The sequence below is a fragment of the Brucella pseudogrignonensis genome (assembly GCF_002252525.1).
Classification (GTDB): Bacteria; Pseudomonadota; Alphaproteobacteria; order Rhizobiales; family Rhizobiaceae; genus Brucella; species Brucella pseudogrignonensis.
The window spans coordinates 313,365-339,605 of record NZ_NNRM01000006.1; the positions used below are offsets into that span (position 1 = coordinate 313,365).

Consider the following 26,241-nt stretch of genomic DNA (forward strand, 5'->3'; position numbering starts at 1 on the left):
GTAAAAACCGGCTTTCCGGTAAAAGATATGCGGAAAGGAGATCGGCATGAATGTTGAATTCGAACCGTTCCTCTCTCTGCCGTGGCTCATTGGTATTCTCGTGCCATTGGCGCTTCTCATTTTGGCAACTATTGCGCTTCGTATGCGTGGCGGTCTTATTCGTCTGGCTGCCGCAGCAGCTCTCGCACTTGCCCTGTTCAATCCGGTCATCATCAATGAAGAGCGTGAACCGTTAAAGAGTGTCGTGGCTGTTGTGGTTGATCGCAGCCAGAGCCAGGAGCTGGGCGAACGCAGCAGCGATACGGATGCCGCACTGAAAGCCGTTCAGGATCAGTTGTCAGCAATGCCGCAGTTTGAAACGCGCGTGGTTGAAGCTGGCAAGCCTGATGACAATGATGACGGCTATGCAACGCGCCTGTTTGGTCCACTTGCACGCACACTTCTCGACGTACCGCCATCGCGTGTAGCTGGCGCGATCATGATCACCGATGGTCAGGTCCATGATATTCCAGCCAATGAGAATGCACTTGGCTTCGACGCACCGGTCCATGGTCTTATCACCGGAAAGCCTGACGAATTCGACCGCCGGATCAAATTCAACAAGGCGCCGCGCTATGGCATCAGCGGCAAGCCGCTGGAAATGTCCTTTACGGTGATGGACGAAGGCAAAAGCCTCGGAAATCCCGCACAGGTTCAGATCAGTGTTAATGGCGAAGTCGTCAGCGAAGAAGAAGCACAGGTTGGACAGGAAACAACGACCAGCATCAACCTGCCTCGCGCTGGCGTGAATATAGTCGAGATAACAACGCCTACACTTCCGGGCGAAGTAACGGACGCCAATAACCGCGCAGTCGCAACCATTGACGGCATTCGCGAAAACCTGCGTGTGCTTCTGGTTTCCGGCGAGCCGCATAATGGCGAACGCACATGGCGCAATCTTCTGAAATCCGACGCCGCTGTGGATCTCGTCCATTTCACGATTCTGCGTCCGCCTGAAAAACAGGACGGAACGCCGATCAACGAGCTGTCGCTGATTGCCTTTCCGACGCGCGAACTCTTTGTCGATAAGGTCAACGAGTTCGATCTCATCATTCTTGATCGCTACCAACACCGCGATGTGCTGCCGCTTCTCTATTACGATTATATCGCTCAATATGTGGAGAATGGCGGCGCACTGCTGATTGCAGCTGGTCCGGAATATGCAGGCGATATGTCGATTGCCCGCACGCCGCTTTATAGCGCGCTGCCAGCCATGCCGACCGGCACGATAACCGAGAAGGCTTTCTATCCGCGACTGACCAACCTTGGCAAACGCCATCCAGTCACGCGCGGTCTTGATGGAGCCGAACAGGAGCCGCCACATTGGAGCCGCTGGTTCCGCACCATTGATATCGGTCAGCCGCAAGGCGAAACCGTGATGAGCGGTGCCGACAACAAGCCGCTGCTGGTACTCAATCGCGTTGGCAAAGGTCGCGTTGGCATGTTCCTTTCTGATCAGGGCTGGCTTTGGGCGCGTGGTTTTGAAGGTGGAGGCCCATACGCCTCGCTTTATCGCCGCATCGCACATTGGCTAATGCAGGAACCGGAACTGGAAGAAGAAGCACTGACCGCAAGCGGCAACGGCCGCACCCTCTCAATCCGGCGTCAGACGATGGGCGATAATCCGGGCATTGCCACCGTCACATCACCATCCGGCAAGCAATTGCAGGTTAATCTTGCACAGGGAAAACCTGGCCTGTTCGAGGGTTCGCTGCAAACCGATGAAATTGGCATTTTCCGTGTGAAGAATGGCGATCTGGAAACACTTGCGCATGTCGGCCCTGTCGATGCGCCGGAATTTGCAGACAGCATTTCGACAGCTGATCGCCTGAAGCCACTGGCCGATGCAACGGGTGGCTCAGTTCACCGCGTTCATGAAAGTGCCGATAGTTCGGTTCAGGTGCCAGCAATCACCGCCGTTGCAGCCAATCGTACAGCTGCAGGCAATGACTGGATCGGCTTGCGCGAAACATCAGACACGCAGCTTAAAAGCGTCAACCGTCTGCCGTTGTTCTCTGGATTGTTTGCGCTCGCCGCCCTGCTCTTTGTCTTCGGCGGCATGTGGTATCGCGAAGGGCGGTAAACCGCCCCTCGCTTCCCCTCTTTTTAACTTTTAAACTCTGCTTGCGTGGCGCACTATGCCGGTTGCGCCGTTCAGCGCATTTGGCGCAAGCTCACAGGCGAGCATCCGGCGCGGATCGACGGGCGCTGGCATAATCATCGAACCCGGCTGCACCATCTTGAAGCCAAAAGGCGCATAATAAGGCTCGTCACCTACCAGAACGATCAGCTTGTGACCGGCATTCTGAGCTGCCTCGATTGACATCCGCATCAAGGTGCCACCGATGCCGCGCTTCTTCCATTCCGGCCTTACAGCGAGCGGTCCGAGCAGCAAAGCAGGCGTCTTGCCAACCATGACTGGCGTCTGCCGAACTGACCCAACAACGATGCCCCCCATCAGCGCGACGAAGGACAGGTTCAGATCGTGAGGGCCACCTTCACGGATGAAATGCGCTGCTTTGGTAAAACGGGCAGGACCGAAAGCCTCGGCATTGATGGCTTCGATTTCGATGTCGTGCGCCGGGTTTTCCTGCGCGTATGTCAGTTCAAGCTGCTGCATGGGGCTTTGATCGCAATAGGAGATGTCGGTGACCGTTCGATGGTCAATGGAATGCATACCGCGCATTTCACGCAGTCCAGATTTCATCGTCGGAGGATGAAAAGCATTTCCATTACACGGCTCTCCTGATTGGTCGGAATTATCCAACCGCAATTTGGAAGCTGGGTATCACCAAAATGATCACAGGTAAAACAAAATCTTTCAAAACGGCGGTTCAAATTTAGCTTTTTGGCACCGTTACGCACTGTTCACGCGTTGATAGGCTGTCAAACGGCAGTTTTGCGGCTATTTTCCTTATCAAAAGGAGAAATCACATGGGACTTCTGGTTGACGGCAAATGGCAGGATGTCTGGTATGACACAAAAGCCACCAAAGGCCGTTTCGAGCGCTCGAAATCGCAGTTCAGAAACTGGGTCACAGCGGATGGAAGCGCAGGCCCAACTGGCGAAGGCGGCTTCAAGGCCGAACCCGGCCGCTATCACCTCTATGTCTCCTACGCCTGCCCATGGGCACATCGTACGCTGATATTCCGTGCATTGAAGAAGCTTGAAGATGTAATTTCCGTCTCGGTTGTCGATTATCTCATGGTCGAAGAAGGCTGGACCTTCTACGGCACAACCGGCAGTACGGGTGACGCTCTCTACGGCTCAAAACGCCTGCATGAGATTTATACCCGCGCCGATCCAACCTATTCCGGTCGCGTAACCGTACCGGTTCTCTGGGACAAGCAGCGCGAGACGATTGTTTCAAATGAGTCATCTGAGATTATCAGAATGCTCAATTCGGCTTTCGATGCGTTTGGCGATGCGTCGCTTGATCTTTATCCGGAAGCCCTGCGCGGAGAGATCGACGCACTCAATGAGTTTGTCTATCCAAACATCAATAATGGTGTTTACCGGGCTGGCTTTGCGACCTCACAGGAAGCCTATGAAGAAGCTTTCGGACAGGTTTTCGCAGCGCTCGATACACTGGAGGAAAAACTTTCAAAGAGCCGCTATCTGGCAGGCTCCAGCCTGACGGAAGCTGATTGGCGGCTGTTCACTACACTGTTACGCTTTGATCCGGTTTATGTCGGGCATTTTAAATGCAACCTGCGGCGCATCGCCGACTATCCGAACCTTTGGAATTACACGAAAGAGCTTTATCAGGTGCCGGGCGTGGCTTCGACCGTCAATATGGAACACATCAAGGGCCATTATTATTGCAGCCACAAGACGATCAACCCAACAGGCATTGTTCCGCTTGGACCGGAAATCGACCTCTCAGCACCACATGACCGGGACCGTCTCAGCAACTGAGCTTTTCCTGCAACAGTCCCATCAGAACATCCTTACTTTCTAAAATCTTGAGCGCCTCTTTGATCCTGATCAATGGGGCGCTTTGCTATGCGGTCCAGAGTGCGCGCATCACTACCCCAGACTACCGGGATCAGGACTGTTAGACCAAGACTTTTAGGAGAGACTGATGAACCGCTTTGCCAAAGGGCTTCTCGCCGCAACCGCACTGACATTCGCAGCACCTGCAGCTTTTGCTGCTGATGCGATTGTTGCGCAGCCAGCAACCGAGATCGTTGCCGTGCCACAGGCTTTGTCGCCATGGCAGATCCGCGTGCGTGCGCTTGGCGTTATTGCCGAGAATAAAGGCTATGTGAACGGCGTCGATGGCTCTGGTCTTGATTACTCGAAGTCGATCACGCCAGAACTCGACATCACCTACTACTTCACTGACAATCTGGCCGCTGAACTCATCCTCGGCACCACCTATGCCAATATTAATGGCACTGGTTCGATTGAAGGTCTGGGCAAGGTCGGCAAGGTATGGATGCTGCCTCCAACGCTCACCATGCAGTATCACTTCACCAACTTCGGCGCTTTCAAGCCTTATGTCGGTGCGGGCGTGAACTACACCATTTTCTATAATCAGGATGCAGCTGGCGTTGATTATCTGAAAGTGAAGAACACCTTTGGCGGGGCGCTTCAGGTCGGCTTCGACTACATGATCGATGAACATTGGGGTATCAACTTCGATGTGAAGAAGCTGTTCCTCGAACCCAAGTTCGATGCGACTCTGGCTGGCGGCACACAGGTTAGCGGTAAGGCCAAGCTTAACCCTTGGCTGATCGGTACGGGTATCACCTACCGCTTCTAATCTCTGAATATAAGGGCGCGAAAGCGCCCTTTCCTTTTACCAGTTTGGGAGCGGATCAAGATCGTGAAGCGCTTCCTGCAGGCGGCGCTTGGTTGAAGGCGTCGTCCCTTCAGGCAAATTATCGAGCGGAAAGAAACCTGCTTCCGCTATTTCCCTGTCTCGCTGTTTCGGCTCTGTCTGCTCAAACGCCCGACAGACATAAAGCGCCACATGATCCCGCTTTGAGGCATGAGCATTTTTGTAAAGCGCGAAAAGCTCAGGCCGTCCGGTGAGGAAAATATTACCTTCCTCACGCAATTCCTTTTCGAGAGCCTGTCCAAAAGTTTCGCCACTATCCACGCCACCGCCCGGCAATTGCCAGCCTGGTACGTAAGTATGCTTCACCAGAAAAACTGAATTTTTCTGCTCATCAAGTACAATTGCCCTGACCCCGAGGGTCATCGGGCGGCGTAATAGAAAATAGGTATGAAATAAAAAATGGCGGAAGCGCATACCGTCGATCCTGAACAAATTTCTTTGCAGCATCATTGCTACAGACACATCAATAAAAAGTCGCTAAACACGGTTTCGATTTAAAAAATAATACAGTACACCGACTATATGTTTCGCCTCGCCCATATTTCCGACATCCACCTGTCGCCTCTGCCCCGCATTCGTTATCGCGAATTGGCGTCGAAACGTATCACAGGTTACATCAACTGGCTGCGTAATCGTAAAAACGCCATGCACGGCACCGTGCTGGATAGTCTGATTGCCGACATGCTGGCACAAAAGCCTGATCATATCTCAGTCACGGGCGATCTGGTGAACCTTGCCCTCAATCTGGAAATCGACATCGCCCATGACTGGCTGTTGAAGCTTGGCAATCCGGATAACGTATCTGTCGTTCCGGGCAATCACGATGCCTATGTCCCCGGTGCGCTGGATAAATCCTGCCGCAAATGGGAGCCATGGATGCGTGGCGATGGCGTGGACAACCACGGCCAGCGACCGCTATTCCCCTATATGCGCGAGCGCGGGCCGGTAGCGATAATCGGCGTCTCGTCTGCACGCGCAACTGCTCCCTTCATGGCCAGCGGTGACTTTAAATCCGCACAGGCCAAGCGCCTGGCCATGGCGCTTGATGAAGCTGGCGCACGCGGACTGTTCCGTGTGGTGATGATCCATCACCCGCCGATCCACGGCGCAACGCCCACGCATAAGCGGCTCTACGGTATTCGCCGCTTTCAGAAAGTTATTCGCAAGCATGGTGCCGAGCTGGTCATTCATGGCCACACGCATCTGGCAACGCGCTACGATATTGACGGGCTGAACGGAAAAGTGCCGGTTATCTGCGTGCCATCTGCCAGCCAGAATTTCGGCGGGCATAAGCCGCCTGCACGCTACAACATCTTCAACATCGACCGGAAGCCGGAAGGCGGATGGCTATGCCAGTGGGAACAGCACGGCATTGAAGATGAAAGCGAAAGAATAATCGAGCTCAGCCGGCAAGAGCTGAAAATTCCATAGTTCAACACGACGATTAATGGATGTTTCGAATTTATAGCATTTCCAGCAAAAGTGGGAACCGTTTTCGCGTCGGATAATGCGTAAAAACAAATAGTTAAAGCGGCCCCAACGATTTAGTCTTAACTGGAACCGCTGTAACGTCTGACGCAGTGTTTCAACCGGCGATATCAAACGCTAAATTCAAACCACTCATTACATCATTAAAGTTCAGCGAGAGCGAAACGTGATATTGCAGTTCTTTTGGGCTGCAGCGACTTCCAATGCCTGCATTTCACCTTTCAGGCGGGCAACATCGGCGGCTTTTGCGCCGTTACCTTCATTGAAGAAAAGTACGGGCCAGAACAGGACAAGACCAACCCCTGTTTTTACTGCATCTCCAGTGGCCGCTGAATCTTGGCGTCCTGCAGCCGCTGCTGCACTATATGAAACGCGCACGGCCTCTTCTTTAAGAGCAGCACATGAAAGCGAGCTGTATGCCGAAGGAGATACATAACTCGCCGAAATATTGCTGGAGCGCGATGCACAACCTGCAACAACAGATAAAAATACTACTAACATTAGAATATTCTTCATAAACATACCCAATAAATAAAATAATTCACTGGGCCTTGTATTTATAAATATGAATATATGATGACAATCCCAAAATATAAATAAACATAAAGGCACATATAATAGATACATAAATTAAAGGCGACGCATAGCGCCGCCTTTAATAGAATAAATTGCCCGTATTATTTTCCGATTACGCGATTAGCTGCCGAAACAATTGCTTCGAGCGAGGCGCTCACGATGTTGTCGTTGATACCGGCGCCGAACAATTTGCCGTCCGGGTATGCAACTTCAACATAGGAAATAGCAGCCGCGTCCGAACCTTGCTTTAGCGAATGCTCGGAGTAATCAATAACCGACATCTTCACACCCAGATATTTCGACAGCGCATCGATGAAGCCATCAATCGGGCCTGTACCTTTGCCTTCGATATTCTTGGTCACGCCGTTATCGGTGATTTCAGCAGTCAGAATACGACGACCCTTCTGCTCAGGATCAGGATAGGTGTGGTGATCCACGAACTTGATGCGGCCTTCTGCCTGTTCGACATAGAGCTTCTGGAACTCTTCATGAATGCGCTTTGATGGCAGTTCCTTGCCTTCATCATCCGTGATGTTCTGGATGATTTCGCGGAACTCAACCTGCAGATTGCGCGGCAAATTCAAGCCGTAATCAGCCTGCAGAATATAGGCGATGCCGCCCTTACCAGACTGCGAATTAATGCGGATGATCGCCTCATAGGAACGGCCAACATCCTGTGGATCGATTGGCAGATAAGGCACTTCCCAGACCGGCGAATTGGCGGTCTTGCGAACCTTCATACCCTTGTTGATCGCATCCTGATGCGAACCGGAGAAAGCCGTATAGACCAGCTCGCCCACATAAGGATGACGCTCTGCAATCTTCAGCTGGTTTGAATATTCGTAGACATCCTTCATGCGATTGATGTCTGTGCAATCCAGCTCTGGATCGATGCCCTGCGTGTACATGTTGAGCGCCAACGTCACCACGTCCACATTGCCGGTGCGTTCGCCATTGCCGAACAGCGTACCTTCAACGCGATCAGCGCCCGCCATCAGGCCGAGTTCGGTTGCAGCGATGCCCGTTCCACGATCATTGTGCGGGTGCAGCGAAATGATCAGGTTTTCGCGATTGTCGAGATTGCGGCACATCCATTCGATCTGGTCGGCGTAAACATTTGGCGTGTTCATTTCGACAGTCGACGGCAGGTTGAGGATCAGCTTGTGCTCTGCTGTCGGCTTGACGATTTCCGTCACCGCATTGCAGATTTCCAGCGCAACTTCCAGCTCGGTGCCGGTGAAGCTTTCTGGCGAATACTGGAAACGATAACCACCGCCTGCTTTCGCAGCCATGTCCATGATCATCTTTGCGGCATCGGTCGCAATCTGCTTGATGCCCTTGACGTCCTTGTTGAAAACAACGCGGCGCTGCAATTCACTGGTCGAATTGTAGAAGTGGATAATTGGCGTCTTAGCACCTTCCAGCGCTTCAAACGTACGCGTGATCAATTCAGGGCGGCACTGCACCAGCACCTGCAGATCAACTTCGTCAGGCGTGTCGCCCTGCTCAATTGCCCAGCGGCAGAAGTCAAAATCGGTCTGCGAAGCCGATGGGAAGCCGATTTCGATTTCAGGGAAACCCATATCGACCAGCAAGCGGAACATGCGTTCCTTTCGGTCGTGACCCATTGGGTCGATCAGTGCCTGATTACCGTCGCGCAAATCGACCGAACACCAGATTGGTGCCTTTTCGATGCGCTTTGCAGGCCAGGTGCGGTCATCGAGTTTTGGGTAAGGAAACGGCGAATATTTCACAGCCGCGTCTGGCATACCTTTATGCTTAGCAGCGGAATTCGGCGTGTTTACGTTCTGATTCATGGTCATCTCATCCTCCCGGCGTACTAAGCAGTTCTGTACTGCTGTAACGACACGGATATCTCGTCTTAAAATTCAAATTTGGATTTTGAGAAAGGAGCATGCGTCAGCGGGACTTCAATCGACCGCCGGACGCTCCTTTCAACGAGCCCGGCGATCGCCGCTAAGGCCGAGGGTAAGAAGCGAGTTTAGAACGCAAACGTTCACGCGCGCGCTGGAAGCGGCTGCGGAATGTTCCATAGATGTTGCGTTCTTCATAACCATGGAAACGCTTTTACACTCGAGGTTCAAAACGCGCAAGCCGCTATTTGTTTCATGCGCACCCCGAAAAGTGCGTAGCGGTTTTCGGATAGGATGCGCATCAAATATAAAGATTAGAGCGCCGATCTGATAAAATCAGATCGAAACGCGCTCTAGGCAAATGGCACAGAACTCGTTCCAATCGGCAGTTTTGCCTCATCTTCCGGCTCAACATGGATCACAACACGCGCGCTTTCGATCTGCGTCTTCAGTGCGTCTTCGATTCGGTCGCATATGACATGCGCGTCGCCCACGCTCATTTCAGCAGCCACAACCAGATGAAACTCGATGAAAGTTACACGGCCTGCAATGCGGGTCTTGAGATCATGAACCTCAATCGCGCCACCGGCATTTGCTGAAATAACGTCGCGAATCCGCATTTCCTCGGAAGGTTCGACACCGATATCCATCAAACCCTGTACGGATTTATTGATAACACCCCAACCCTGCCAGAGAATGTTGATCGCAACCAGAATAGCGAGCAGCGGATCGAGGATCGCCCAGCCTGTTATGACGGCTCCAACAAGACCAACCAGAACACCGACCGACGTAAACACGTCAGTCATAATATGCTGACCATCTGCTTCCAAAGCAGGCGAGCGCGCACTGCGACCTGTGCGGATGAGCAGCATGGCCCAGAAAGCATTTATCACAGCAGCGCCCGTATTGATCGCAAGACCCAGCCACGGCTCATCAAGCTGACGCGGATTCTCAAGCGCAGACCATGCTTCTTTTGCAATCAAAAGCGCCGCAATCGTAATCAGTACGCCTTCGACAACTGCCGAAATATACTCTGCTTTATGATGGCCAAACGGGTGGTTTTCATCCGCTGGCTTATAGCTGACACTGATCGCCCACCAGGCGCCAAGTGCCGCAATCACATTGACGATGGATTCCAGAGCATCCGAATAGAGTGCCACGGAGCCGGTCACTGCATAGGCCAGATATTTCAGCCCCATTACGCCCAGCGCAACAGGAATCGACCAAGCGGCGAGCCGCCGAACTTTTACACTCGCGTCCATCACAAACCTTCAGATACTTTAATTCTTATCCCGACAGGCGGGTTCAGGCTAACAAGAAGCCTATTGCGCATTCACTCCGGCGTGGCCGGTAAGCAGCATTTCGATAGCCGTTCTATAGCCCATAAAATTCAAATTTCGAAACCCTGTTTTTTTACTTCGCGCATTTAATTTTCTCTTGCGAATGCAATGCATTACAGTTGCAAATGGTTCGCCAGAGCAGCTCTGAAAAACCATGATTTTATAAGGCCATAAACAAAAAACCGGCCACGGTTTTCACCACGGCCGGCTCATTATTTTGCAACTGAGAAAATCAATTAGAGCGCATCCCGAAAAGTGCGAAGCGGTTTTCGGAACAAGATGCGCGCAAAAAATAGATAGAGCATTTCCAATGACTCAATCAAAACAGGAAATGCTCTAGTAATTGCTGCGACGCGCTTTGTGCTTTGCTGCAAAATGCACCACGACATTTTCGATCATTCGCATCCCCGCATTATGACCAAGCGTCATGATGGATTCGGGGTGGAACTGAACGGCTGCCACAGGCTCTTTTTTATGTTCAAAAGCCATGATGACGCCGTCCTCTGTCTCCGCCGTAACCAGAAAATCATCCGGCAGACGTTCAGGATCAGCAAAGATCGAGTGATAGCGGCCAACCGTTACTTCCTTCGGCAGACCCGAGAAGATGCGTTCAGGCTTTGAAACCCGGATACGCGACGGCTTGCCATGCATCGGAATGCGCAGCTGACGCAGAGTGCCGCCATAGGCTTCTGCCAAAGCCTGAAGCCCAAGGCAGACACCGAAGATTGGCAGCTGGCGCTTAAGCGCCTTGTCGATGGTCGCCTTGCAATCGAAGTCTTGCGGTGTACCCGGTCCGGGTGACAGCACAACAAGATCAGGATTAATGCGGTCGAACACTTCTTCGGCGACCGGCGAGCGTACCGTCGAAACCGTAGCACCCGTCTGGCGGAAGTAATTGGCGAGCGTGTGCACGAAGGAATCTTCGTGATCGACCAGCAGGATCGAAATCCCCTCGCCCACCTTTGCCGCAACCCGTTCTTCAGCAACCTGATTGCTCTTCTGTGCTTCACGCACAGCAGCGATCATCGCGGATGCCTTCAGTTCGGTTTCTGCTTCCTCCTCTTCAGGATTGGAATCAAACAGCAGCGTCGCACCGGCGCGGATCTGTGCCACGCCATCCTTGACGCGGATCGTGCGCAGCGTGAGGCCAGTGTTCATGTCGCCGTTGAAGTGCATCATGCCGATGGCACCGCCATACCATGCGCGTGGGCTACGCTCGTTTTCTTCGAGGAAGCGCATAGCCCAAAGTTTTGGTGCACCGGTTACGGTTACAGCCCATGCATGACTGAGGAAGCCGTCAAAGGCATCCATACCGTCACGCAGACGGCCTTCGATATGGTCAACAGTGTGGATCAGACGCGAGTACATCTCGATCTGACGACGACCGATCACCCGCACCGAACCTGGCTCACAAACCCGGCTTTTGTCATTGCGATCAACGTCCGAACACATGGTCAGCTCGGACTCGTCCTTCTTGGAATTGAGCAGTTTCAGAATCTGTTCCGAATCCGAAATTGCATCTTCACCACGCTTGATGGTGCCGGAAATCGGACAGGTCTCAATGCGGCGACCATTGACGCGCACGAACATCTCTGGCGAAGCGCCCACCAGATACTCGTTCTCTCCAAGATTGATGAAGAACGAATAAGGCGATGGATTGATCGACTTCAGGCGACGGAAGATTTCCGAAGGGGCCGTGTGACAGCGCTCATAGAAAGTCTGCCCCGGCACGACTTCAAACAGATCGCCGCGCTTGAAGCTTTCCTTCGCGCGTTCGACCAGCTTGGCATATTCGCCCGGATTATGATCGCCACGCGGCAGATCGCGCTCTGCGGGCTTGAATGGCTGCACCGGTGTCGCCCGTGCAAGATCATGCGTTGAAGAACCACCGCAGACAAATTCGTAGCGATCCACCCATGCGCGTGCCGAATAGTGGTCGGCCACGAAGATTTCGTCCGGTATGAAAAGCACCAGATCACGCTGATCGTCCGGGCGCTTCAACTTGTACTGAATTGGATCGAACTGGAATGCCAGATCATAGCCAAACGCACCGTAAAGTCCGAGATTTGCATCTTCCTCGGAGAAGAAAAGGCCCACAATCGCGCGCAGCACGGTGAAGACCGAAGGCATACGCGAGCGTTCTTCTTCGGTGAATGTGCCAGTGGGTTTAGCAATTGTCAGCTCGATAAGATCTTCGTCGGCCTTATCGACCTTCACTTCGGCAAGCGCCTGAACCGTCTTGAGGATCGGGCGCAGCAGGATCGTGCCGCGCTTGTTCAGCGCTTCAATACGCATCTGGCGATTGCGGGAGGTAATCACGACTGGCGGATCGACAATTGCCGTGTCCCATCGCGTGTAGCGGCCGGGATATTCGTAGTTGGAAGAAAAGACCGCGCCTCGCCGCTCATTGAGAGCATCGATATAAGTCTCGATAGCTCCTTTATAAGCAGTCAAATGGCGCACACGTTCGACAACAATGCCGCCCGCTGTCTCGTGCGTGAATATCTCGCTATCCGCAATCTTCGCATTCATGACTGGCAATTCCCAAGTGTTATTCGTTATCGAGCACTTCCAAAGCTCAGGCCCCTCAACCAAAGCGCATCGTGCTTCGGCTTTTTATTCTAGCATGTTGCCCAAAACTGGCTTCCGCTCTTGGGCAACATGCGGTGGCATTATTCAAACAGCCAAACAAAAAGGCCGCCCGGATAATCCCAGCGGCCTTAACTAAAACGCAAATGCACAAACGCCTGCGTGGCCGCTTTTAGCGAGCCCACCACCAGATTTTTGTGTCAATGCGCGAAATGTTCATGGCGATACTGTTAGCCTTCCCTCGCATCGCTTGCAACTGGAAAATTCAAAGCCTCAATTCACTGATGTAGACTTGTCAGAATTGACCGTATTTCAGCGGTGCAAATTTTTTAGAATGTTTTATCCCGCACAAAAAGAAAATCCGGACTGCTTTAAATAGTCCGGATTCTCCCTAGTCCTTGATAAGGACAAACTGACTAAAGGTTGGAGTACCTTTTCCGGCCCGCCGTGGGTATAACACCTGCCAAAAGTCTTAACTCTATGCGTGCAATATCACTTTAAGTACACATCTTTACTACTATGGATTGCACATTTCCGCAACTGTCAAGTCTATCGTCGTAGCCTTCTACCAAACCGTGTAATGCAGCTGTAATTTAAGTATGTTTCAAAAATTTTGCCTTGCGTGCGAGACGGATTTCGGATTCATTTCGCAAGCAAATCATTTATAAACTAACAATAAAAAGCCGCCATCGCAGGCGGTCGAGTGGGGACACCAATGAAGAATCTTGATGTAATGGACAGGAGTATTCTGCACGCCCTTCAAGAGAACGGGCGACTGACCAATACTGAACTTGCCGATCGTATTAATCTGTCTCAGACCGCCACCGCAGAACGCGTCAAACGCCTCACACGCGAAGGCTATATTCTCGGCTATTCTGCCCATCTGTCGCCAAAGATGCTTGATCGATCGATGCTGGTTTTCATTGAAATCAAGCTTGATCGCACCACGCCAGAGGTCTTTGAAACCTTCTCCGCCTTCACGCGCGGCAATCCCGATATTCTCGAATGTCATATGGTTGCAGGCGGCTTCGATTATCTGATCAAGGCACGCGTCTCCGATATGGATCACTATCGCCGTTTTCTCTCGGAAGCACTTCTATCCCTGCCGGGCGTAAGGGAATCCCACACCTACGCCGTAATGGAAGAGGTCAAGGAAACGTCACACATCGCTGTGTGACGTCGCTATCGTCGGCTATCGACCTAAATTTATTGCCAGCGTGATGACAGTATAGATCGGCTCATTGCCGATACAGGCTTGCCAATAACTATTTACGGGTATATACCCGCATCATGTCAAATCCATGTTTCTGCATCCTTCTGCGGCAGGCCGCGAGAAAATCATCCAGCGTTTACGACAAGGCGCTGGCGCCGCTCGGCATCAATGTCGCGCAGTTCAGTCTGCTGCGAAAAATTGCGCGTGCGCAATCGATCTCATTGACCGAGCTTGCCCGGCTTGCCGACCTTGATCGATCAACAATGGGCCGCAATGCGAAGGTGTTGCAGCGTATGGATCTTATCGAACAGACATCGGGCGAAGATCATCGTGAGACGCACATCGCTTTGACGTCGACAGGCCGCGACCTTGTCGAGCGCGGTGGGCCGCTCTGGGATCAGGCACAAGATGAAATAGAAGCAAAACTTGGCAGCGAAGGCGTGGAGCAATTGCTTACCCTTCTCCGCGCCTTTGACTGAAAACAATGACCAAAGCCCATTGAGCCTGTAACTGGCCAACTGGGTTGACCTTCAACTTTGCGGCTGTTCAAAAATCAGCCAGTCTCCGAAAGCGCCGAAGATGATTTCTGCCAGCCTTGCAAGCTTTCTTCAAAAACGAAACATCCACTATGGATGGGTTGTTGCTGCCATCACGTTTCTGACCATGCTTGCAACCGCTGCAGCCATGGGCTCGGCGGGCATCCTGATCGAGCCATTGCAGAAGGAATTCGGCTGGACCAATGCCAATATTTCCTTCGCCATGGCGCTGCGTCTGGTGCTGTTTGGTTTGATGGGGCCTTTTGCTGCTGCTTTCATGAACCAGTTTGGCCTGCGACGCGTCGTGTCCGCAGCACTCGTCATGATCGCCTGCGGACTGGTCGGCTCGATCTTCATGACTGAAGAATGGCAGATGGTCGGCCTTTGGGGCATCGTTATCGGCCTTGGCACCGGCATGACCGCACTTGTCCTGGGTGCGACTGTTGCTGCTCGCTGGTTTGAAAAGCGCCGGGGTCTCGTGGTTGGCCTCATGACAGCCAGCAATGCAACCGGCCAACTTGTTTTCATGCCGATCCTCGCCAGTGTGAGCCAGAATATCGGCTGGCGCACGTCGCTAACCATTGTCGTCGGCTTTCTTATAGCAGCACTCGTGCTGGTGCTTGCCCTGATGCGCGATCATCCCGCAGATATCGGGCTGAAGCCTTATGGCCGAACCGCCCCTCTCCCTGCCGCAGAGCCTAAGAAAAGCTTTGCCTCGCTGCTCGCTTCCCCGCTGATTACCTTGCGCGAAGTATCGTCCACATCAACCTTCTGGGTGCTGTTCGTCACCTTCTTCGTCTGCGGCTTTTCCACCAACGGTTTGATCCAGACCCACTGGATCGCATTGTGCGGCGATTTCGGCATCGTACCTGTGGGTGCAGCAGGCATTCTGGCCGTCATCGGTGCTTTCGATCTCATCGGCACCATCGGCGCAGGTTGGCTTTCCGACCGCTTTGACAACCGCTGGCTGCTGTTCTGGTTCTACAGCCTGCGCGGATTGTCACTGATCTACCTGACCTTTACCGATTTCACGCTCTATGAACTGGCACTCTTTGCCGTCTTCTATGGTCTCGATTGGGTTGCAACCGTACCACCAACGGTCAAGCTTGCCGCAGAACGTTTCGGTCCAGAAAAGGCTGGCATGGTGTTCGGATGGGTGTTCACCGGCCACCAGGTGGGTGCAGCTGCAGCCGCAGCTTTCGCAGGCTTCGTCCGCACCGATTATGGCAGCTATACACCTGCCCTCATTCTGGCAGGGGCGATGTGTTTCGCAGCAGCCGCCATGGTGTTCATCATCAGCAGGCCAGCTCCAAGACCCGCTTTGCAGGCATCATAACACTCAACGCTTCCTGCCCTTTCTGTTCAGCGCCAGCACACCCAAGCTGATCAGAAGGGCAGCGGCGGTGTCGGTCCATCCCGGCACCTCACCAAGCAGCAAGAGCCCCAAAACCAGTGTCGCAACCGGTATAAGTGCGGATAAGGCCGCTCCTGCGGCGGTTCCCAACAGCACAACAGCACGATTAAAGGCAAAAACACCGAAAGCCGACGTCAGCACGCCCTGATAAAAGCCCTGCAAGGCTATATCACCCCACGAAGTCTGTCCGATGCCTTTGTCGAGCAACAGGATGTAAATCGGCAGAAACACCAGTGCAGAGGCAACCGCTGCAATCGCAGTGGCATGAAGGCCGTCCATGCCTTTCCGGCGAAAGACCATCACGTAGATCGACCAAACCAGCGCCGCTGCAAAAAACGAGAGATGACCCATCATCTCCTGCCCGCCAAGTTGTGACAGGCCAGCGATCAAGCCACTGCCGATAAGGATGAGCACCACCCCGATCCAGCGCGACAGCGCCAATCGCTCCTGAAGCAGCAACACGCCAAGGACCGCAACAAGTGCTGTCATCAGGCCGGGGATAAGCGCTGCCGCGTGCGATGCAGGCGCGAATTGCAGCCCATAAACCGTCAGAAGCGCATAGGGAAATCCGGCACCAGATGCGAGCAGCACGAAGCCAAGCAGCCCCAATTGCCGGAAGCCAAACCCTTTGGCGAAGACAACCGGCAGCAGAACCAGCCCGGCCACCCCAAATCGCAATGCGATGATGTCAGAAGGCATAAGCGCTGTCTTGAATCCAAAGCGGGTCAAAACGAATGAACCAGACCAGACGAGAACTCCTGAGAGGCCCCAAACAAGGCCTTTCACTGTATCGGAGGTTGAAACGGGAATGGTCGTATCGGTGGTCGCCGTCATATTTGCTGTGCTCTGCTTCGTGAATAGTCGGGCAACTATTACAGAAACCATGAATGCATACGGCACGGATAAATCAGATATGAGATATTAGAAATTCTTATGCCGCTTTGACATTTGCCTGTTTGGCAATCGCGCAGAAACTGTCGATCAAATGCCTGACCGGACTATCTGAACGATACACGACATAAACCGTCCTGAAAGTCGGTGGATCCAGCTTGATCGCCCTGAGATCGTGCAGATTGGACCCCGGAAGGCTGATTTCCGATAGCAGCGTCAAGCCGACCCCATGGCGTACCATTTCAAGCACGGTCGCAACGTCTCGCGTTCTGACCTGCTCGCTGCGTGCGCCGCCATCTGCATGAATGATGCGGTCGATAATCAGCTCACAGCCAGCAGCCGCGATAAGCTGTCGATCACGCAAATCACCGGGAGAGATGAGATCGCGGCGCATGAACGGATCGTCACGACGCCCCACGACAACCAGCTCTTCCTGCCCGACTTCGTCTGCTTCAAGGCCGGAAGTCGGTAATGAGGTAATGCCCAGATCGGCAATTCCTTCGCTGACCCAAAGGCTCACATCGTCATGACCACCTTCAAAGGTACTGAACTCAACACGCGGATGAAGCCGCAAAAAGTTTTTGCGCAGCTCCGGCACCACATATTCGAGCTGGCTGGGAATAGCCGCCACACGCAACCTGTCGGGCGCATTCGTGACCATCTTGCGTGCCTGCGCTTCGATCCGATCAACCGCCGATAAAGCGCTGCGTGCATCATCGAGAATGGTCTGTGCGAAAGCAGTCAGCATCGCACCGTCGCGTTTGCGCGCAAGCAGATCCAGTCCGAGGATTTTCTCCAATGTCGCCAGCGCCTGACTTGCACCCGACTGGGTAAGGCCAAGCTTGCGCGCTGCAGCACCGACACTGCCGGTTTCGGCTACCGCTTCAAGCAAACGCAGCTGCACGAGACTGATCTTCATCGCTTAGTTTCCCAGTGCTGCGTCGCCCCAATCGGCACGACGCGCCCAACGGAAAAACTCGCCATCCCGCTTGGTGACGAGACGCTCTTCGGCGCTGCCATCATCATTGCACAGCTTAAGTGAAACCTTGCCGCCGCCAACGCGCGTAGGCGCGATCACGCGCGCCGTGGCACTCATCGACGGATCACGCGTTGCAGCCAGATAGATGAACTTCTCGTCTTCCCATGGCACTTCCGCATCCTTCGTCAGGCGATGGATACGGGACCGGGCAACACGGCGCGAAAAATGGCACCAGTCAGGCGCAATCAACGGACAGTCGTGCTGATGCGTGCATGGCGCTGCGATATGCGCACCTTGCGCAATCAGTGCTGACCGGGCATCAAGAATGCGTTGCCAACCGGCAGGTGTTCCCGGCTCCACAATCACAAACAGATGGCGAGCCGAGGCCCATAGCCGCTCGACAAGCGCCTTACGATCAAGGGGAGCGAGTTCGTCCAGAACATAGGCAATCGTCACGAGATCGGCTTGCGGAAAATCGATCTTTTCCTTGACCAGATCGCCTGCACGCCACTCGGTTTGAAGCCCAACATTTTCTGCAAGCTTGCTTCCCACGGCACGGATTGCCGGGCTTGCTTCGATCATCGTGGCTGATTGCAAGTCAGACCAGCATCCGCGTGCGGCCCAAAGGGCGGTCCCTGGTCCACAGCCAACATCAAGCATGGTGGCAGGGGTAAAATCCGGGCACATTTCCGCAACACTCTCAAGGCTTGCGCGCACAGCCGCATAGGTCGCAGGCAGTCGCGCAGCCAGATAGGCTTTTGCGGCAAGTTCATCCGAAATATGCAGACGACCATCGCGCGTTTCCGCGCGATAGCGCCGCGAAAGAACCTCAGACGCACGCTTGAGATCAGCCAGAGCCACCCCTTCAAGCGACGCGTCCACAGCCTGACGCAATAGTGATGGCAGTTCCATTAGAAATTAGCGCTCCAGAACCTGCTTCACGTCCACCAGATTGGAGCGAACGCGCAGGATGTAAAAGCCCATGGTCGTCAGATGCGACGGCGTAAACCAAGCATCCGGGCTACCATTGGAAACGATAAATGGCTGCATATCGAGCGCCGAGCGCAGCTGCCGCTCCATTTCGTCCCAAACGCCATCAAGATGCTTTTCCGCCAGTACATTACGGAAGTCCGAGTGCGACGCACGCAGCAGGCCGTAATAGGCATAGAGCTGGCCATAGGCGAACCAGAAGCGATCATCGGCACGCGTATCGAACCAGCCAGCATGATAGTTTTCAGCACGATCCTTGAGGATTGCAGAGGTCGAACCCAGATCGCTTGCAATACGATCAACGAACTGGATCAGATTATCGGCGCGTGCATCAAAGGTTGCCTGACAGTTTTCAAGACGGGTGTTGAACGAGCGCAGATCCTTGATCGCAGAACGATAATAGCTCGGCGTCGGTGTCTTTGGACCAAACGGGCTCAGGCCAAAATACCAGGCGTCTTCTGCAAACTGCAGATTGCCGCGTGCTTTCTGCAGGTCGCCATCAATTTGCGATGTGCCGCGCAGACGGCCGATATTGTCCACCAGTTCGATTGCCGTGCGGCGCACAGCTGCATTGATACCGCGCTGGAACGACGCCTTGTTGTCGAGGAAAGGTGTGCGATCCCAATCAACACCGAAGAAGCCAACCTTGTACAGCAGCATGGAAGAAATCCACGCGTTCTGGTTCACATTGAAATCGGTAAGATCAGCGGCGACTTCAGCAATCGCGGAAGGCGAACACTTGCGCGCTGTCGACGGAATTTGCGCTGCCTGCATGGGCGGTGTCTGCGTTGAAGTGTCACCATCACCCGTTGCAGGCGTGGTGTCTGTCCCGCTCGCACTGTTTTCGGAAGGCGTTGAGGTTGCAGGCTCCGGCGTTCCAGACTCTGGTGTTGAAGTCAGGGGCTGAGGTGTCGTCTGCACCACTTCACCAGGCGTCACAGCATTCTGGTAGCTATACTTGGCTGGATAATCAGGATTGAAGTTGGTCCAGACCTGCGTTTGCCAGATAAAATAGACATAAAGGCCGCCAAGTCCGATTACGATCACCGCAATCGCAACTTTCCACAAATTTCCCAACTTGAGAAAAAGTCCCCACAGACCGCCGAGTGGCACTGCAATCACGCGAGCCAATGCCGCGATAAAACGACCAAGGAAGGAGAAAACGCCCCGAACTGCATTCCACACTGTAACGAATCCTTCCTGTTACCTGCAATTGCAGGCTCTCCGACACTTTTACCCATCCGGATCACAGACCCGGAAAATCGCCGATTACCAAGCAGCATATGCTGATAAGTTTCACACTTCTCAAATAGAGTGCGTCAGGCTTTTCGACAACCATCAACCAGACAGGTTCGGACTTTATTGGGTGTTTTCAAGCCTTCAAGGGTTGAAACAACACGGGCTGTGCGTAACATGGCGCCACTTCGCACTGCTTCGGCTTTTAACGCTTTATCTGCAGAACCTTTTGTCTGACGGTCCAGAAAAACGAGTACAACACACCCCAAAGTCGCAATCAGAAATATTTTCGCCGCAATGGTACTTGATCGGCGAAATCTTTGGTGTTTGCTAAAAGCCGGAACCGGAAAAACAATCAACCGTTAAAGCGGCCCGGTTAATGGAGAGAAAAATGAAGTCCACTTCGACGCCTACGCTCAAATATGCCTTGAGTATGTTAGCCATCACGACAGCGATCTTTGCGCTGCCCGCAACCGCCTCGGCTGCGGAGCCTGCAAGCTGCTCAACTGTCCGCTTTTCCGATGTGGGCTGGACCGACATCACTTCCACCACAGCGGTAGCCACCGAGATCCTCAAGGGCCTTGGCTACAAGACCGACATCAAGGTTCTTTCCGTGCCGGTGACCTATGCGTCGCTCAGCAAGAAGGACATCGACGTTTTCCTCGGCTATTGGAACCCATCGATGAGCGCTGATCTCAAGCCTTATCTGGATGACAAGAGCGTCGAAACCCTCCGCACCAACCTGACGGGCGCAAAATACACCCTCGCGGTGCCGAAATATGCCTATGACGAAGGCCTGAAGGACTTCAAAGACATCGCCACCTTCAAGGACAAGCTCGGCGGCAAGATTTACGGCATTGAACCGGGCAATGACGGCAATCGTCTGATTCTCGACATGATCAGCAAGGATGCGTTCGGCCTCAAGTCGTTCGAACTGGCAGAATCGTCTGAACAGGGAATGCTGGCGCAGGTTGCCCGCAGCATCAAAAGCAAAGACCCGGTCGTCTTCCTCGCCTGGGAACCGCATCCGATGAACAAGCGCTTTGAGATCGCTTATCTGACCGGCGGCAACGACTTCTTCGGACCAAACCTTGGTGGCGCGAAGGTCGAAACAAATGTCCGTGCTGGCTATACGCAGGAATGCCCTAATGTCGGCAAGTTCCTGACCAATCTTGAGTTCCAGCTTGAAATGGAAAACGAGATCATGGGCAAGATTCTCGACGATGGCGAAGATCCGGCAAAGGCCGCAACTGCGTGGCTCAAGGCAAATCCTGCTGTGCTCGACAAGTGGCTTGACGGTGTAACCACCGTTGATGGCAAGGAAGGTCTGCCAGCCGTTAAGTCGGAACTGGGCCTGTAATCCTTAGAAAGTCAGGCCGCGGATTACCGCGGCCTACTCTTTTGTAGGTAAACTATCGAAGCGCATCCCGAAAAGGGTGAAGCGGTTTTCGGACAGGATGCGCGTTAAGATAAACAGCTGGAGCAGCGAAGCGATCTGATAAAGCAGGTCGCACCACGCTCCACGACTGAAAGAACGCGGCAGGAGACATAATCGTTGAACTGGCTGACGGACTATAAAATTCCGGTCGGACCCACCGCAAAGTCGGTGGTCGATTGGCTCACGGACAATATGGGTGGCTTTTTCGATGGGCTGGCTGCAGTTATGCAGTGGCTTATCGACGGCCTGTTGTATCTGTTGCAACTGCCGCATCCGCTTGTCCTGATCGTCATTTTTGCAGTGATCGCCTGGTTTATCCAGCGCCGCATCTCGGTGATGATCCTCACCATCCTGGGTTTTCTGTTCATCATCAATCAGGGCTATTGGGATGGCACACTCAAGACACTGACGCTGGTTCTGTCGGCCTGTTTCCTCTGTATGGCAATTGGCGTCCCGCTCGGCATCGCCGCAGCGCACCGCCCTACCCTTTATGCAGTCCTGCGACCGATTCTCGATCTGATGCAGACGTTGCCAACCTTCGTCTATCTGATCCCGGCCATCGTCTTCTTCGGCATCGGCATGGTTCCCGGCCTGCTGGCAACCGCGATCTTTGTGCTGCCCGCACCGGTACGACTGACCCATCTCGGTATCTCATCGACACCTTCGTCATTGATCGAAGCCGGTGAAGCTTTCGGCGCATCCCGCACACAGCTTCTCTGGAAAATCGAGCTGCCTTACGCCATGCCGCAAATTCTGGCTGGCCTGACACAGACGATCATGCTGTCGCTTTCCATGGTGGTGATTGCGGCGCTTGTCGGTGCTGACGGCCTCGGTGTGCCGGTCGTTCGAGCCCTGAACTCGGTCAATACCGCACTGGGCTTTGAATCGGGCTTTGTCATTGTCGTGGTCGCTATCGTGCTCGACCGCATCTTCCGCGCCGGACGCGAGAAATAGGAGCCGATCATGACAATCATTGCACTGGAAGATGTCAGCATCATTTTCGGCAAAAATGTCGATAACGCGCTGGAACTCGCGGACCGGGGTGCTTCGCGTTCGGAAATTCAGGCTGAAACCGATCTCGTTCTGGGCGTGCATGACTGCGCGCTCAATATTCAGGAAGGCGAGATTCTCGTCCTGATGGGCCTCTCAGGCTCTGGAAAATCAACGCTCCTGCGGGCCATCAACCGGCTCAACCCGATTTCACGCGGCCGTGTGCTGGTGCGTGATGGCGAGCGGACTATCGATGTCGGCAAAGCAGATCGGGGAACGCTTCGCCATCTGCGCACGGAACTCGTTTCAATGGTGTTTCAGCAGTTTGGTCTGCTACCATGGCGCACGGTTGAGGAAAACGTCGCGTTTGGGCTGGAAATCTCCGGTATGCGCAAGGACGAGCGGTTGGCACAAGCGCGTAAGCAGCTTGAGCTGGTGGGCTTGCAGGACTGGGCCAAGCGCAAGGTAGGCGAACTTTCCGGCGGTATGCAGCAGCGCGTCGGCCTGGCGCGCGCCTTTGCAACCGGCGCACCGATTCTGCTCATGGATGAGCCGTTTTCCGCGCTCGATCCGTTGATCCGCACGCGTTTGCAGGATGAGCTGCTGGCTTTCCAGTCACGGCTCAAGAAGACAATCGTTTTCGTGAGCCACGATCTCGACGAAGCCATGAAAATCGGCAATCGTATCGCCATCATGGAAGGCGGTCGCATCGTTCAATGTGGTACGCCGCAGGAAATTCTTCTGCAGCCGGCAGATCAATATGTCGCCGATTTCGTAGCGCATATGAACCCGCTCGGCGTTTTGTGTGCAGGCGATATCATGACGCCATTTGACCGCACTGCCGCACCTCGCCCCTTTGCCGCAACCGCTCGACGCGAAACCCTTATTCGCGACCTGATGGGCGCAGTTGCGGATAGCAGCGGTGATGTGGGGATTGTCGAGAATGGCGCCATCATCGGCAAAATTGCCGCCGATGACATTGTGCGCGCTCTTGCCTGGCACCAGCAACGCGGTCAGCATTAGAGCGCATCCCGAAAAGTGCGAAGCGGTTTTCGGAACAAGATGCGCGTAAAGACAAATGGATAGAGTACCGTGCGCCCTTATGGGCGCACAAAGGGCGCTCTAAAACAAGAGCTTCAAACAAAAACGCCGCCTCAAAGGGCGGCGTTTTTTATTATCGAATTGAAGGCTTTAAGCCTGTGCGGCCTCTCGTGCAGCGGCACGCGCTTCAACACGGGCGCGGATTGCATCCACATCCGCACGCGGCGTGGCTGCAAAAAGCTTCTTCGTATAGTCGTGCTGCGGGTTGTTAAACACGTCGTCACGCGAGCCATATTCAACAACTTCACCGAAATACATCACCATCACATCGTCAGCGATGTAACGGACAACCGACAGATCGTGGCTGATGAATACGTAAGTCAGGCCAAATTCTTCCTGCAGATCAGCAAGAATATTGAGCACCTGCGCCTGCACAGAAAGATCGAGCGCCGAAACCGGCTCATCAAGAATGAGCAGCTTCGGATTGAGCATCAATGCGCGTGCAATAGCGATACGCTGACGCTGACCGCCCGAGAACATGTGCGGGTAGCGATTGAAATGCTCCTTGCCAAGACCAACCTTGAGCAGCATTTCCATCGACTTTTCACGACGTTCCTTGGCAGACATATTGGTGTTGAGCAGCAGAGGCTCAGCCAGCACATCGCCAATCTTCTGGCGCGGATTGAGCGAACCGTAAGGGTTCTGGAAAACGATCTGCACCTTCTGGCGCATTTCGGCTGTCAGACCATCACGGGCAATGTTCACATCCTTCCCGCCGATCATCAGATCGCCAGAGGTCTGCGGGTCGATCATGGTCAGGATGCGGGCGAGTGTTGACTTGCCGCAACCTGATTCACCGACGATTGCCAGCGTCTTGCCTTTTTCAAGCTTGAAGCTCACGCCCTTGACGGCATGAACAATCTTGGGCTTGCCAAAAAGACCGCCGCCAACATGGTAGTCGCGCTTGATATCGCGCGCTTCGAGAACGATCTCGCTCATCACGCTTCTCCTGCGGCATTGTTTGCAAAGACGAAATCGGAAACCGTCGGCAGACGGTCGCCGGTCGCATTTTCCGGCAGAGCCGAAAGCAACGCACGCGTATATGGGTGCTTTGGCGCGGAAAACAACGACAACACGTCAGCGTCTTCCATCTTGTGGCCCTTATACTGCACGATCACTCGGTCAGCAGTTTCGGCAACAACGCCCATATCATGGGTAATCATGATGAGGCCCATGCCGTGCTCCACCTGAAGACGCATCAGCAGATCGAGGATCTGCTTCTGGATCGTCACGTCAAGCGCGGTTGTCGGCTCATCGGCAATCAATAGCTTCGGATTACAGGCGATTGCAATCGCGATCATAACGCGCTGGCACTGACCGCCAGACATCTGATGCGGGAAGCTGGACAGGCGCTCGGCAGCATCACGGATGCCAACGAGTTCCAGCAGCTCAATCGCACGGGCACGGCTTGCAGAACCTTTAAGCCCCATATGGCGCTTAAGCACTTCTTCAAGCTGATAGCCCACCGTGAAACACGGATTGAGGCTTGCAACCGGCTCCTGAAAGATCATCGAAATATCGCGCCCGATAATCTTGCGGCGTTCCTTGTCGGACATCCCTTTCAGGTCTTGTCCGTCAAACGTCATGCTGTCGGCGGTTACGGTTGCAGTCTTGGGCAGCAAGCCCATGACAGCAAGCATACCGACAGATTTACCAGAGCCTGACTCACCCACGATGGCAAGGACTTCGCCCTTGTCCACCGAGATATCGATGCCATCGACCGCCTTGAACGGGCCAGTCGAGGTATCAAACGAAACCGTAAGGTTCTTGATTTCAAGCAGAGCCATCGATCAGCTCCTCTTCAGTTTCGGGTCAAGCGCATCGCGCAGACCATCGCCGACCAGATTGATCGCGAGAACAGTGATCAGGATCGCAAGACCCGGGAAAGTCACAACCCACCATGCACGCATGATGAATTCACGCGCTTCTGCAAGCATTGTGCCCCATTCCGGTGTCGGCGGCTGCGCACCCATACCAAGGAAGCCAAGTGCTGCAACGTCGAGAATGGCGTTGGAGAACGACATGGTTGCCTGAACAACCAGAGGTGCAAGGCAGTTTGGCAGAATGGTCTTGAACATCAGACGCAGTTTGCTTGCACCGGCAAGCTTGGCTGCGGTCACATATTCACGTTCCTTTTCGGCCATGACTGCGGCGCGGGTCAGACGTGAAAAGTGCGGAAGCAGAACCAGCGTGATCGCAAGAACGGCGTTGATGAGGCCTGGTCCCAGAATCGCCACCAGAACCAGTGCGAGCAACAGCGATGGAAACGCCAGAATGACGTCCATGATACGCATGAAAATCGTATCGACGCCGCCGCCAAAATAGCCGGAGAGAAGGCCGATGGTGATGCCAAGGCACATCGAAATGATGACGATGACAAAGCCGACCAGCAGCGAATACTGGGCGCCATAGATCAAACGCGACAGCATATCGCGACCGACAGCATCCGTGCCAAGCAGGAACTGCGTTGTGCCGCCCTGTTCCCAGAAAGGAGGAACCAGCATGAAGTCACGGAACTGTTCCGAAGGATTGTGCGGTGCGAGAACCGGCGCGAGGATCGCGACGATAACAAGCGCCAGAAATACGAAAAGACCGATGACAGCGCCGCGATTGACGCTGAAATAGAACCAGAAATCTTTCAAAGCACGGATTTTTCCGACTTCGTTTACGGCTTCCGGCTGAATTGCTGAGTGTGTCATGA

The 26,241-nt window shown here is 53.8% G+C and carries 23 protein-coding genes; 10 read left to right on the top strand and 13 right to left on the bottom strand.

Annotated elements, in window-relative coordinates:
* Positions 1 to 46: 46 nt before the first annotated feature.
* Entirely contained in the window at positions 47 to 2,122 is a 2,076-nt protein-coding gene (locus CEV34_RS02865) for a hypothetical protein (RefSeq protein ID WP_007876053.1), read from the top strand.
* A gap of 30 nt (positions 2,123 to 2,152) precedes the next feature.
* Here the strand turns inward: CEV34_RS02865 and CEV34_RS02870 are convergent, their stop codons facing one another.
* On the bottom strand, positions 2,153 to 2,659 hold the full coding sequence (locus tag CEV34_RS02870; protein WP_007876055.1) for a GNAT family N-acetyltransferase: 507 nt from the start codon (positions 2,657 to 2,659) through the stop codon (positions 2,153 to 2,155).
* Between the two features lie 314 nt (positions 2,660 to 2,973).
* Here CEV34_RS02870 and CEV34_RS02875 point away from each other — a divergent pair, with 314 nt between their 5' ends.
* Both CEV34_RS02875 and CEV34_RS02880 read left to right on the top strand, forming a co-directional pair.
* Positions 2,974 to 3,957 (top strand): glutathione S-transferase family protein, encoded by a 984-nt coding sequence (locus CEV34_RS02875; RefSeq protein ID WP_007876057.1) that lies wholly within the window; start codon positions 2,974 to 2,976, stop codon positions 3,955 to 3,957.
* Positions 3,958 to 4,123: 166 nt separating this feature from the next.
* On the top strand, positions 4,124 to 4,807 hold the full coding sequence (locus CEV34_RS02880) for an OmpW/AlkL family protein (protein ID WP_007876059.1): 684 nt from the start codon (positions 4,124 to 4,126) through the stop codon (positions 4,805 to 4,807).
* 36 nt (positions 4,808 to 4,843) lie between these two features.
* On the opposite strand, the gene CEV34_RS02885 is transcribed toward CEV34_RS02880, so the two are convergent.
* Positions 4,844 to 5,299, bottom strand: coding sequence for an NUDIX domain-containing protein (locus CEV34_RS02885; RefSeq protein ID WP_007876061.1), 456 nt, complete (start codon positions 5,297 to 5,299; stop codon positions 4,844 to 4,846).
* 108 nt (positions 5,300 to 5,407) lie between these two features.
* Between CEV34_RS02885 and CEV34_RS02890 the strand changes: the two genes are divergently transcribed.
* Positions 5,408 to 6,316, top strand: coding sequence for a metallophosphoesterase family protein (locus tag CEV34_RS02890; protein WP_007876062.1), 909 nt, complete (start codon positions 5,408 to 5,410; stop codon positions 6,314 to 6,316).
* Between the two features lie 207 nt (positions 6,317 to 6,523).
* On the opposite strand, the gene CEV34_RS02895 is transcribed toward CEV34_RS02890, so the two are convergent.
* From CEV34_RS02895 to CEV34_RS02910, 4 genes are all read right to left on the bottom strand, one after another.
* Positions 6,524 to 6,889, bottom strand: a complete 366-nt coding sequence (locus CEV34_RS02895) for a hypothetical protein (protein WP_094543197.1) — start codon at positions 6,887 to 6,889, stop codon at positions 6,524 to 6,526.
* A gap of 161 nt (positions 6,890 to 7,050) precedes the next feature.
* Entirely contained in the window at positions 7,051 to 8,766 is a 1,716-nt protein-coding gene (leuA, locus tag CEV34_RS02900; RefSeq protein WP_094543200.1) for a 2-isopropylmalate synthase, read from the bottom strand.
* Between the two features lie 410 nt (positions 8,767 to 9,176).
* Entirely contained in the window at positions 9,177 to 10,085 is a 909-nt protein-coding gene (locus CEV34_RS02905; RefSeq protein WP_007876074.1) for a cation diffusion facilitator family transporter, read from the bottom strand.
* 414 nt (positions 10,086 to 10,499) lie between these two features.
* Positions 10,500 to 12,695, bottom strand: coding sequence for an anthranilate synthase component I (locus CEV34_RS02910; protein WP_007876076.1), 2,196 nt, complete (start codon positions 12,693 to 12,695; stop codon positions 10,500 to 10,502).
* Positions 12,696 to 13,467: 772 nt separating this feature from the next.
* Between CEV34_RS02910 and CEV34_RS02915 the strand changes: the two genes are divergently transcribed.
* The 3 genes from CEV34_RS02915 to CEV34_RS02925 all read left to right on the top strand — a co-directional run bounded on the left by CEV34_RS02915 (position 13,468) and on the right by CEV34_RS02925 (position 15,837).
* The gene (locus tag CEV34_RS02915) at positions 13,468 to 13,929 is read left to right on the top strand and encodes an Lrp/AsnC ligand binding domain-containing protein (protein ID WP_007876078.1); all 462 of its coding nucleotides are present in this window, start codon (positions 13,468 to 13,470) and stop codon (positions 13,927 to 13,929) included.
* A 113-nt stretch (positions 13,930 to 14,042) separates the two neighbouring features.
* Positions 14,043 to 14,444 carry a MarR family winged helix-turn-helix transcriptional regulator gene (locus CEV34_RS02920; RefSeq protein ID WP_007876080.1) on the top strand — a complete coding sequence of 134 codons (402 nt, stop codon included), beginning with the start codon at positions 14,043 to 14,045 and terminating at the stop codon, positions 14,442 to 14,444.
* Between the two features lie 100 nt (positions 14,445 to 14,544).
* Positions 14,545 to 15,837 carry an MFS transporter gene (locus CEV34_RS02925; RefSeq protein ID WP_007876081.1) on the top strand — a complete coding sequence of 431 codons (1,293 nt, stop codon included), beginning with the start codon at positions 14,545 to 14,547 and terminating at the stop codon, positions 15,835 to 15,837.
* Between the two features lie 3 nt (positions 15,838 to 15,840).
* On the opposite strand, the gene CEV34_RS02930 is transcribed toward CEV34_RS02925, so the two are convergent.
* The 4 genes from CEV34_RS02930 to CEV34_RS02945 form a co-directional block, all read right to left on the bottom strand.
* Positions 15,841 to 16,749 carry a DMT family transporter gene (locus CEV34_RS02930; protein WP_007876082.1) on the bottom strand — a complete coding sequence of 303 codons (909 nt, stop codon included), beginning with the start codon at positions 16,747 to 16,749 and terminating at the stop codon, positions 15,841 to 15,843.
* Between the two features lie 97 nt (positions 16,750 to 16,846).
* A complete protein-coding gene (locus CEV34_RS02935; RefSeq protein WP_007876083.1) occupies positions 16,847 to 17,725 on the bottom strand; it encodes a LysR family transcriptional regulator in 879 nt (292 codons plus the stop codon).
* Positions 17,726 to 17,728: 3 nt separating this feature from the next.
* Complete coding sequence (locus CEV34_RS02940) at positions 17,729 to 18,697, bottom strand: small ribosomal subunit Rsm22 family protein (RefSeq protein WP_007876084.1); 969 nt, start codon at positions 18,695 to 18,697, stop codon at positions 17,729 to 17,731.
* 6 nt (positions 18,698 to 18,703) lie between these two features.
* A complete protein-coding gene (locus tag CEV34_RS02945; protein WP_007876085.1) occupies positions 18,704 to 19,960 on the bottom strand; it encodes a DUF2333 family protein in 1,257 nt (418 codons plus the stop codon).
* Between the two features lie 442 nt (positions 19,961 to 20,402).
* On the opposite strand from CEV34_RS02945, the gene CEV34_RS02950 reads away from it, so the two are divergent.
* From CEV34_RS02950 to choV, 3 genes are all read left to right on the top strand, one after another.
* Positions 20,403 to 21,371: a choline ABC transporter substrate-binding protein gene (locus tag CEV34_RS02950; RefSeq protein ID WP_007876086.1), complete on the top strand. Its 969-nt coding sequence runs from the start codon at positions 20,403 to 20,405 to the stop codon at positions 21,369 to 21,371.
* Between the two features lie 195 nt (positions 21,372 to 21,566).
* On the top strand, positions 21,567 to 22,403 hold the full coding sequence (choW, locus tag CEV34_RS02955; protein ID WP_007876088.1) for a choline ABC transporter permease subunit: 837 nt from the start codon (positions 21,567 to 21,569) through the stop codon (positions 22,401 to 22,403).
* Positions 22,404 to 22,412: 9 nt separating this feature from the next.
* Positions 22,413 to 23,462, top strand: coding sequence for a choline ABC transporter ATP-binding protein (choV, locus tag CEV34_RS02960; protein WP_007876090.1), 1,050 nt, complete (start codon positions 22,413 to 22,415; stop codon positions 23,460 to 23,462).
* A 168-nt stretch (positions 23,463 to 23,630) separates the two neighbouring features.
* Here the strand turns inward: choV and CEV34_RS02965 are convergent, their stop codons facing one another.
* Genes CEV34_RS02965 through CEV34_RS02975 form a run of 3 tightly spaced genes read right to left on the bottom strand, consistent with a single transcriptional unit; the run spans position 23,631 to position 26,239 of the window.
* Complete coding sequence (locus CEV34_RS02965) at positions 23,631 to 24,479, bottom strand: dipeptide ABC transporter ATP-binding protein (protein ID WP_007876092.1); 849 nt, start codon at positions 24,477 to 24,479, stop codon at positions 23,631 to 23,633.
* Positions 24,479 to 25,327, bottom strand: coding sequence for an ABC transporter ATP-binding protein (locus CEV34_RS02970; RefSeq protein WP_007876094.1), 849 nt, complete (start codon positions 25,325 to 25,327; stop codon positions 24,479 to 24,481). Before CEV34_RS02970 ends, CEV34_RS02965 begins: the two co-directional genes overlap by 1 nt.
* Before the next feature lie 3 nt (positions 25,328 to 25,330).
* The gene (locus CEV34_RS02975) at positions 25,331 to 26,239 is read right to left on the bottom strand and encodes an ABC transporter permease subunit (protein WP_007876099.1); all 909 of its coding nucleotides are present in this window, start codon (positions 26,237 to 26,239) and stop codon (positions 25,331 to 25,333) included.
* Positions 26,240 to 26,241 lie beyond the last annotated feature (2 nt).

Excerpts from the sequence above, each read along its gene's own strand:
- CEV34_RS02935 (WP_007876083.1), bottom strand. The coding sequence starts at position 17,725 with ATGAAGATCAGTCTCGTGCAGCTGCGTTTGCTTGAAGCGGTAGCCGAA.
- CEV34_RS02870 (WP_007876055.1), bottom strand. The coding sequence starts at position 2,659 with ATGCAGCAGCTTGAACTGACATACGCGCAGGAAAACCCGGCGCACGAC.
- CEV34_RS02940 (WP_007876084.1), bottom strand. The coding sequence starts at position 18,697 with ATGGAACTGCCATCACTATTGCGTCAGGCTGTGGACGCGTCGCTTGAA.
- CEV34_RS02885 (WP_007876061.1), bottom strand. The coding sequence starts at position 5,299 with ATGCGCTTCCGCCATTTTTTATTTCATACCTATTTTCTATTACGCCGC.
- CEV34_RS02915 (WP_007876078.1), top strand. The coding sequence starts at position 13,468 with ATGAAGAATCTTGATGTAATGGACAGGAGTATTCTGCACGCCCTTCAA.
- CEV34_RS02875 (WP_007876057.1), top strand. The coding sequence starts at position 2,974 with ATGGGACTTCTGGTTGACGGCAAATGGCAGGATGTCTGGTATGACACA.
- CEV34_RS02905 (WP_007876074.1), bottom strand. The coding sequence starts at position 10,085 with ATGGACGCGAGTGTAAAAGTTCGGCGGCTCGCCGCTTGGTCGATTCCT.
- CEV34_RS02910 (WP_007876076.1), bottom strand. The coding sequence starts at position 12,695 with ATGAATGCGAAGATTGCGGATAGCGAGATATTCACGCACGAGACAGCG.
- CEV34_RS02865 (WP_007876053.1), top strand. The coding sequence starts at position 47 with ATGAATGTTGAATTCGAACCGTTCCTCTCTCTGCCGTGGCTCATTGGT.
- CEV34_RS02880 (WP_007876059.1), top strand. The coding sequence starts at position 4,124 with ATGAACCGCTTTGCCAAAGGGCTTCTCGCCGCAACCGCACTGACATTC.
- CEV34_RS02925 (WP_007876081.1), top strand. The coding sequence starts at position 14,545 with ATGATTTCTGCCAGCCTTGCAAGCTTTCTTCAAAAACGAAACATCCAC.
- CEV34_RS02965 (WP_007876092.1), bottom strand. The coding sequence starts at position 24,479 with ATGAGCGAGATCGTTCTCGAAGCGCGCGATATCAAGCGCGACTACCAT.
- CEV34_RS02930 (WP_007876082.1), bottom strand. The coding sequence starts at position 16,749 with ATGACGGCGACCACCGATACGACCATTCCCGTTTCAACCTCCGATACA.
- CEV34_RS02890 (WP_007876062.1), top strand. The coding sequence starts at position 5,408 with ATGTTTCGCCTCGCCCATATTTCCGACATCCACCTGTCGCCTCTGCCC.
- CEV34_RS02895 (WP_094543197.1), bottom strand. The coding sequence starts at position 6,889 with ATGAAGAATATTCTAATGTTAGTAGTATTTTTATCTGTTGTTGCAGGT.
- CEV34_RS02920 (WP_007876080.1), top strand. The coding sequence starts at position 14,043 with ATGTCAAATCCATGTTTCTGCATCCTTCTGCGGCAGGCCGCGAGAAAA.
- choV (WP_007876090.1), top strand. The coding sequence starts at position 22,413 with ATGACAATCATTGCACTGGAAGATGTCAGCATCATTTTCGGCAAAAAT.
- CEV34_RS02970 (WP_007876094.1), bottom strand. The coding sequence starts at position 25,327 with ATGGCTCTGCTTGAAATCAAGAACCTTACGGTTTCGTTTGATACCTCG.
- CEV34_RS02950 (WP_007876086.1), top strand. The coding sequence starts at position 20,403 with ATGAAGTCCACTTCGACGCCTACGCTCAAATATGCCTTGAGTATGTTA.
- CEV34_RS02975 (WP_007876099.1), bottom strand. The coding sequence starts at position 26,239 with ATGACACACTCAGCAATTCAGCCGGAAGCCGTAAACGAAGTCGGAAAA.
- leuA (WP_094543200.1), bottom strand. The coding sequence starts at position 8,766 with ATGAATCAGAACGTAAACACGCCGAATTCCGCTGCTAAGCATAAAGGT.